Origin of the sequence: Ruoffia sp. FAM 26255 (genome assembly GCF_045528525.1) — a bacterium.
Taxonomy (GTDB): Bacteria; Bacillota; Bacilli; order Lactobacillales; family Aerococcaceae; genus Ruoffia; species Ruoffia tabacinasalis.
Genome location: NZ_JBGQQX010000074.1, coordinates 1 through 7,618, shown reverse-complemented (window position 1 = coordinate 7,618; position 7,618 = coordinate 1). Strand labels below are relative to the sequence as shown.

At 37.6% G+C, this 7,618-nt stretch carries 6 protein-coding genes, 1 tRNA gene and 4 pseudogenes; 8 read left to right on the top strand and 3 right to left on the bottom strand.

Features of this window, described 5'->3' with window-relative positions; all coding sequences use genetic code 11:
* Window positions 1-118, top strand: a pseudogene (locus tag ACEN31_RS10560) (IS30 family transposase); the annotation flags it as partial.
* 219 nt (window positions 119-337) lie between these two features.
* Complete coding sequence (locus tag ACEN31_RS10555; protein ID WP_407090463.1) at window positions 338-487, top strand: hypothetical protein; 150 nt, start codon at window positions 338-340, stop codon at window positions 485-487.
* Window positions 488-663: 176 nt separating this feature from the next.
* Here ACEN31_RS10555 and ACEN31_RS10550 read toward each other — a convergent pair.
* Window positions 664-1,008 (bottom strand): annotated as a pseudogene (locus tag ACEN31_RS10550) (transposase); the annotation flags it as partial.
* Between the two features lie 35 nt (window positions 1,009-1,043).
* On the opposite strand from ACEN31_RS10550, the gene ACEN31_RS10545 reads away from it, so the two are divergent.
* Together ACEN31_RS10545 and ACEN31_RS10540 are read left to right on the top strand one after the other, a co-directional pair.
* Window positions 1,044-1,116: transfer RNA gene (locus ACEN31_RS10545), tRNA-Thr, on the top strand.
* Window positions 1,117-1,269: 153 nt separating this feature from the next.
* On the top strand, window positions 1,270-1,914 hold the full coding sequence (locus ACEN31_RS10540) for a DUF937 domain-containing protein (RefSeq protein ID WP_407090464.1): 645 nt from the start codon (window positions 1,270-1,272) through the stop codon (window positions 1,912-1,914).
* Between the two features lie 53 nt (window positions 1,915-1,967).
* Here ACEN31_RS10540 and ACEN31_RS10535 read toward each other — a convergent pair.
* Window positions 1,968-2,427: pseudogene (locus tag ACEN31_RS10535) on the bottom strand (M24 family metallopeptidase); the annotation flags it as partial.
* Window positions 2,428-2,564: 137 nt separating this feature from the next.
* Between ACEN31_RS10535 and ACEN31_RS10530 the strand changes: the two are divergent.
* Window positions 2,565-3,320, top strand: a complete 756-nt coding sequence (locus tag ACEN31_RS10530; protein ID WP_407109384.1) for a hypothetical protein — start codon at window positions 2,565-2,567, stop codon at window positions 3,318-3,320.
* Window positions 3,321-3,395: 75 nt separating this feature from the next.
* Here the strand turns inward: ACEN31_RS10530 and brnQ are convergent, their stop codons facing one another.
* Window positions 3,396-4,751: a branched-chain amino acid transport system II carrier protein gene (gene brnQ / locus ACEN31_RS10525; protein WP_407090466.1), complete on the bottom strand. Its 1,356-nt coding sequence runs from the start codon at window positions 4,749-4,751 to the stop codon at window positions 3,396-3,398.
* Window positions 4,752-5,158: 407 nt separating this feature from the next.
* Between brnQ and ACEN31_RS10520 the strand changes: the two genes are divergently transcribed.
* The 3 genes and pseudogenes from ACEN31_RS10520 to ACEN31_RS10510 all read left to right on the top strand — a co-directional run.
* The gene (locus ACEN31_RS10520) at window positions 5,159-5,608 is read left to right on the top strand and encodes a hypothetical protein (RefSeq protein WP_407109383.1); all 450 of its coding nucleotides are present in this window, start codon (window positions 5,159-5,161) and stop codon (window positions 5,606-5,608) included.
* Window positions 5,605-6,621, top strand: coding sequence for a CehA/McbA family metallohydrolase (locus ACEN31_RS10515; RefSeq protein ID WP_407090468.1), 1,017 nt, complete (start codon window positions 5,605-5,607; stop codon window positions 6,619-6,621). The genes ACEN31_RS10520 and ACEN31_RS10515 overlap by 4 nt, the downstream gene beginning before the upstream one ends.
* A gap of 191 nt (window positions 6,622-6,812) precedes the next feature.
* A pseudogene (locus ACEN31_RS10510) lies at window positions 6,813-7,487 on the top strand (solute carrier family 23 protein); the annotation flags it as partial.
* Between the last annotated feature and the right edge of the window lie 131 nt (window positions 7,488-7,618).

Genomic DNA, 7,618 nt, shown 5'->3' with positions numbered 1-7,618 from the left:
TGCAACTGATGAAGAGATACAAGGTTGGGCAACGAAATTAAATACACGTCCCAAAAAATGTTTGAATTGGAAAACACCTTATGAAATCTTTTATAAAACTGTGTTGCACTTAATTTGACAATTTAAGCTTTAAAGAAATGGTTTCAGTAGCAAGAGCTAGCTTGTTTACTCTAACTTTTGGGGTGTGATCGCCATTATTATTTTCAGTGCCCTAATACATGAAGCTTCCTAACCTTATGTATTAGTAATGGAAGGCAAATTTGCTACGATAAAAAATAGATACACCTCACTCTTATATAAAATATTAATATTGGTATACATCAAAAGGAGATTTTCGATGAAAAAAACAACTCAAATAAATTACTTTAAGCAGAAAATAATTGAATATGTGAATTTACGTGATACTTCAGAAAAAACATATATCAGAGAAGATATTTTAGACAATTTTCAAAAAATTAAAACACAAAGTAACCTGAATAATTCATAGCTATCTGTGGATAACTATTTCACTGACTATTTTCGTTCATTTGAGTATTTTTGTTGTCTTGACTGGCTCGAATAAAGTCGGTTCAGGCAGATTTTGATAGGCTCGCCCAAAAAAAGGGGATACCACCCCCTTGGTTTTACACTACTTAAAAAAAGACGTCTTACTCATTCAAAAAGCTAATGCAAGAGGACAAGCGATTGAATATTCTCAAGCACTTCCCAAAAGAGGGAATCAAATACGTGAGATGATGCCAAACGAACTCTTAGTTGCCTGGCATGACTCGTTAGCCTTCCTGCAATATGAAAGAGTTTGAAACGAATTGTTGAAATGGTCGACCGTTTCATTTCCTTTGGAAAGGTCGCTTCTTTCATGAGATGGACCAAATTGTAGGCGATACAACTCATCATCATTCGAGCTTGATTCGCCACATAAGTTGAGCTGTCGGTCTTATCAAAGGAAAACCCATTCTTGATTTCTTTGATACAATTTTCCATCGTACCACGCTTTTGATACAGCTTAAATACAGTTTCGATAGTGATTAGTTAATAATTAACAAGCCGGCTTAGCTCAGTTGGTAGAGCATCTGATTTGTAATCAGAGGGTCGAGGGTTCAACTCCTTTAGCCAGCATACTTTAAGCATATTCTTACTTCGGTAGGAATGTGTTTTTTTTGTTTCTTCAGTTATTTTGAGTGGAGATTCTAGTGTCACAGTGTATTATATTAGCTTCAATCGTAGTTTTGTCATATAATTAAGTCAAATTAATATAAGAGGAGAATGGATATGGGTTTATTCGATCAAGCTACAAATTTGTTTGATATGTTTGTCTCAAATGATCAAAGTGAAGAGCAAGAAACATTGGCAAATCGCGCAGGATTAAGTACATCTGACTTTAGTAAGGTAGCTGCTTTAGGACTGCCAGCGATTCTTCAAGGAATCAATCGCAATACGAATGACAAAGCCGGAAATGAAGATTTTAACTCTGCCTTAAAACAACATGAAGATGTCGACCAGTATCAATCAATTAAGCAATTGTCGAGTGAAGTAGATCCACAAGATGGGGACAATATCTTAGGTCATATTTTCGGAAACAAAGACGGGGTAACAAACCGCATCTCAAATACAGTTGGTTTGTCATCTTCAGATGTGAAAAAAGTTTTAGTGCTTTTAGCACCCATCGTGATGAAATATTTTGCTGACCGTAAAAAGGAAAAGAACTTAGATAACACGGGAGTTCAACAAGAAACAGGAAGCATTCTAGGACAACTATCTAATTCGGTTAAAAATTATAGTAAAAATAATTCAAATTCTTTCGATATAGGTGGAATATTAGGTGGCTTATTCGGTAACGATTCGTCTAAAGGTACAACGGATACAAAACAAGAGGATGATGGTTTATTAGACAACGTCTTGGATATGTTCAAATAAAATTATTAAAAGCATTGAATTCACTCTAATAGAGGAGCAAATTCAATGCTTTTTTAATTTGTTTGGAGTGTCATAATGACAGGACCATCTTTTGTAATCGCAATAGAATGCTCATATTGAGCACAGTAGCTCCCATCTCGGGTACGTGCAGTCCAACCGTTAGAGTCCATCTTAACTTGCCATGTACCAGTTGTAATCATAGGTTCAATAGTAATGGTGATACCTTCTTCGAGGCATAAGCCACGTCCTGGTAATTCATAATGCGGAAAGTTTGGTTCTTCGTGAATCGAAGGTCTAATACGATGAGCCAAAAAATCTCTGGCCGCACCATAACCATGTGACACTGCATGTGTTTGAATCGCATGACTAATATCTCTCAGTCTGTTTCCAACAACTATCTGAAATTGCTCCATTTAGATCAACACAGAAGTCGATTTTGACGACATCCCCATTTTGAAGAATGTAATCTAAAGGAAAACCATGACATATTTCATCATTAACACTAATACAAGTAATTTATTTGCTAAAAATCTTTGTAACTATAGCAAATACAATCATGAATTAGTATAGAAACTAGATAGGTACGAGTGGTTATCAATAGTACTTTGTTTATAGAAGGAGTAAAATGAATTTATAGGAGGCGAAAGCTGATGAAACGATTAATTAAATCTGTTGTATTAGTAACAGCATTGACACTCCCACACATGATTATGCCTAATACGGAATTTGGTATAACGGAACAAATAGTTACGGCTGAGTCAGAAACGCCAAAAGAACATGCGCAATCAGTTGTGTCAACCTTAGCTGAGATGTATCCTGAAGATACGTTGCCAACTTACGTGTTGACGGCTGATTTACCTGAATATGTTACTGCTGCCACGACAGGTGTAGATGATCAAGATAACTTCAATATTTTTTATTATGCAGAAGACACACCCTTCGAAGTGAATGACTCTGCAGTCAATCGTTTAACACCAATAGCATCTTTAACTAAAACGACCTATCGAACAGAAGAAGCAGCCATTGAAGCAGTCAATCAAGTCTTAGATTTACAAGGGGACGAAGTTGATTTAGGTTATGATATTACGGGCTACTTGCAAGGTGCAGCCGGTTCAACGTATTTAAACTGGAAAGAAGGCAATTGGAGTCTGTTAATTCAAGCGAATAATATGAACGAAGAAGATCCAGTACCTTTAGCAGAATCGGTTGTTAAATATCTTGAAGAAGTCTACTTACCTGAACCTTCGAGCGTAGGGCAAGTGAGATTAAGCCCAGCAGAAGGCGAGACGTACGTAGATAATACGGTTGTTTGGCAAGAAGACAATGTAGTTTATCAAGTGAAACACATTGATCCAATGCAAGCAGTCGTTATGACAGGTTCAATTTCAGAACCGACCGAACAATAGTTACCAATAGACAAAAATTTAACCCCGTTTATACCGCTAAAATGACGGTATAGACGGGGTTCCTTTGTGTATGAACTAATTTGGTTGTGGTTGCATCTTCGTAAGGATTAAACCGACAATAAAGCCAACTAAAGCAGGGACGACCCAACCAAAGCCAATAATAAAGAAAGGCAAGAATGAGTTTGCAAAATTGACAAACATATCTGCTTGGAACCATTGATATAAAGGCTGTGGTAAGGCAGCCACCATATCAAACAGCGCCGCAAGTAATGTAAAGAATGTGACACTACGGTAGATTGTCTGGCTTTTAATTACGGGCTCGAGTAGATGTAAAAGGATTAAAGTAATGGCTAATGGGTAAAGCAACATCAAGACAGGTGTTGAATACGAGATGATTAAATCTAAGCCAATATTTGCCACTAAAAAGGCCATCAGTGTCGCAATGATTGTCCAAACCCGTTGAGTAACAAAGCTCGGGAACAAGTCCGCAAAGGTTTCCGCTAAAGCAACAACCAGTCCAATCGCCGTCTTCAAACACGCCACAGCCATCACACCTGCAAGTAGAATTTGTCCAAACAGACCAAAGTAATGTTGAGTAATTATCGACATCGCCACTCCACCATTAGGAGCAACTTCCGCAAAATTAAGACTTTGAGTCCCTAAGAGCGCTAGGCAAAGATAAATTAAAGCCATGACCGCTAAACTAAAAATCCCACTTTTAACTGTCTCAGAAGCTAAACGGGTCGGTTCCGTAACTCCAATTTGACGAATGGATTTAATAATTATAATTCCAAAAGCTAAACCAGCTAAACCATCCATCGTATTGTAACCTTCAAGCAGTCCCGTTGAAAAAGGAACAGTTTGATATGTTTCGACAGAGGCTGCACCTCCAATTAAAGGATCACCGGAAGTAAAGGCTCTAATGAGAATAATTGTTAGTAAAACTAAGAAAAGTGGATTCAAGTATCGTCCAATCCAATCTAAAATCCCACTAGGACGTAATGAGAAATATAAAACAATTGAATAAAAAATCAATGAATATATAAATAAAGATAGTGTATTAAATTCTTGAGGAATTAAAGTAGACAGTCCGACTTCATAAGACACAGTAGCTAAACGTGGTGTCGCGAAAAATGGGCCGATGGTCAAATATAAAGCAACAGTAAAGAAATAACTGTACCCTTTAGAGATTTTTTGTGACATATCAATCACGGACTCACTTTGAGAGAGTCCCATAGAAATCACTGCTAATAAAGGAAGACCTACAGCTGTTATGTTAAAGCCTAGGATTGCAGGCCAGACTGATCCGCCTGCCGCTTGACCAAGGGAAACCGGAAAGATTACATTTCCTGCCCCAAAGAAAAGTCCAAATAATAAGGAAGCAACAACAAGTGTTTCCCTAAATGAAAGTGTTAACTTTGGTTGTTTCATAATATACCTACTTCTATTGTTATAGTTTTATAAAAATCTAGTGTAATGGGATTAAGAAGATATTTCAATAGTTTTTTTAAAAAGGTGAAACAGAGTTTTATATAAAAGCGCTTATTATGGATACAATCAACCGAATATTAGGTGGGCAATTTAGTTTTATTTACATAAAATTAATATTAGGCGTCATGGAGTTTACACTAACTTTACTTAAATTTGATATTAAATTTACAAGCGTATGCTAATCTCATTTTATAGCTAAGTCGATCGAAGATGCTTTGCACAATACATTTTTGAGTTGCTCTACAGCATATAAATGAGAAGTAAGCTAATTCAACAGAGTATCGAGAAAGGAGCTGGAACTAAGGTTGCAGTTTCTTTTATTATTACTTCATTCTAAGGAGGACACTATGAGCATTTTTGAATTAGATTTAAGATTAGGTGAGTATGATACACAAACAAATATAAAAATCCCTTTTGAAATTAGAAATAAATATTCAGAATTAATCATTCATTTCAGTTACAATCCGGATAAAAGCAAGGACGATGTTGCCAGAAGGCAAGTTGAAGATGCCTTAAGAAAATACGACCAAGCTGATTTTGCGAGTGCAAAGCGCTTAGCATATGATCATTTGCCGATTGATAACTTAATCACGTTATCTTTATCAAAGAATGGCAAGTACTTAGGAGCACATCACAATAAAAGCAATGATCAAGAAATTACAATTAATAATGAAACAGCCAGTTTTGGATTTTGGCCTGTAGAAGTTGAACCTGCTGATTGGGAATTACAGTTAAATTGTCATTGTATTGCGAGTAAAGAAGTTGCGGCAAATATCCGAATTGAGGCGATAAAATGACAGCATACCAATTTCCAGTCGAAGTTCACTCACATACCATTCATAGTGATGGCCAATTTACGGTAAAGGACTTAGTTGAATCTGCCGTATCTTTTGGGTATAAAGGACTTATTCTAACTGATCATAACACATCAGCAGGTTACTCAGAGATGCCTATAGTGCCGGCTGTTAAGGATGGAGAACTAGTTACATTACACGGGATTGAATGGACAACTTACTTTGGCCATATGTTAGTTCATGATGCGGATTACGACGTTGACTGGCGTGAGGCAACCCCGAATACCATTGATAAATACATGACAGAAGTCCAAGCGGCTAACGGGCTAGTGGGGATTGCCCATCCTTTCGATATGGGTAGTCCTATTTGTACGGGGTGCCATTGGGATTATCAAGTGAAAGACTATAATTTGGTAAATTATATCGAGATTTGGAATAGTAACCAGCCGCAGGATAAATCAGAATCGATCTTAGCTTATGATTTTTGGGTAGATAAATTGAAGAAAGGTTATGAGATTTCTTGCTCTGCTGGTCGCGATTGGCACCGGCCTGACACGTTAGATGCTAATATGGGCGTGACTTATCTTGATATACCTGAGTCTGAGCTAACGGCTGAGAATTTCAAAGCATCCCTGGGTCAAGGTCAATTTTATGTGACATTAGGAGCTGTCGTGGAGTTTCAATTACAAGCAAAAGACGTTACTCGGAGTTATCACATCGGTGACCGGGTGGAGTCGGAAGACTTTAGTGAAGGTCAGATTCAAGTAAGGGTTGAACCCACTGAATTGCATGATTTGACGCAGTTTGCGGTTGAGAATGCCTATATGACGATATGGAATAATGAAGAAGTGATATACCAAAGTGAGCCTCTAAAATTATTAGATTCTCCTCGGGAGATTGAGATTCCTTTGACGCAAGATTTAGCCAAGGGTTACGTGCGCTTTGATATTCGCGCGGACTTTCGTGGAATCAAGGCAACGCCAGTTGTTGTTGGGAATCCTATCTATATTAAGTAAGTCTTACAAGTTCAATGTTGTGGGTGGTAGGTTGACTGTCTCTTCAATATTGAACTTGTTTTTGTATAGAGTTTTGTCAGTGTCACTAAAGTCGAACATTCAAAAGTTTTTGTTATGAATTATTCGACCTTTGATTAACGTTCGGGGCAGATTGTGTTAAATTCAATTAATCATTACAAGTGAGGTGTATCATGGAAAATACAAAAGAACAATTAGTAAAATATAAAATTGAAGACGTACCACCCACATCAGTCGCCGTTGTCTTAGCTTGGCAACATATCTTAGCTGCCTTTGCGGGAATTATTGCCGTGCCTTTAGTGGTGAGTGCTGCTTTAGGATTCTCAGTAGAAGAGACTTCATTCATGGTCAGTGCGACAATCTTTGCTTCGGGTATAACAACCGTTATACAGTCTAAAGGCTTAGGCCCAATCGGAGCACGTGTCTCTGGTATGATGGGGACAGACTTCACATTCGTGAACCCAGCCATTAGTGTGGGGGCACAATTTGGTATTCCTGGAATTATTGGTGCAACCATCACGGGATCATTTGTCGAAATTATTTTAAGTCGTTTTATTAAGCCGTTAACGCGCTTCTTCCCACCATTAATTACCGGGACGGTTGTTGCTCTGATTGGTATTACCTTACTTCCAGTGAGTATGGATTGGGCAGCAGGAGGTGTTGGTGCATCGGATTATGGGTCACTGCGTAACTTGACCGTAGCTTTTGCTGTAATGGTATTCACTTTATTCTTGAACCATTTTGGTAAAGGCATCTGGAGCACGGCTTCAGTATTTATTGGAATGATTGTGGGTTACATTATCTGTATTCCATTAGGCATGGTTGACTTAACTGAAGTGTATGCAGCTGATTTTTGAATTTACCCATTTTACGTTGAGGAATTATAAATGAGATTAAGAAAATAAATAAATTCAATTAACAGCCATTTTTACTCATTTCTCTAACATTGAACACACAAATAGAACGCCCATAAGCGCGT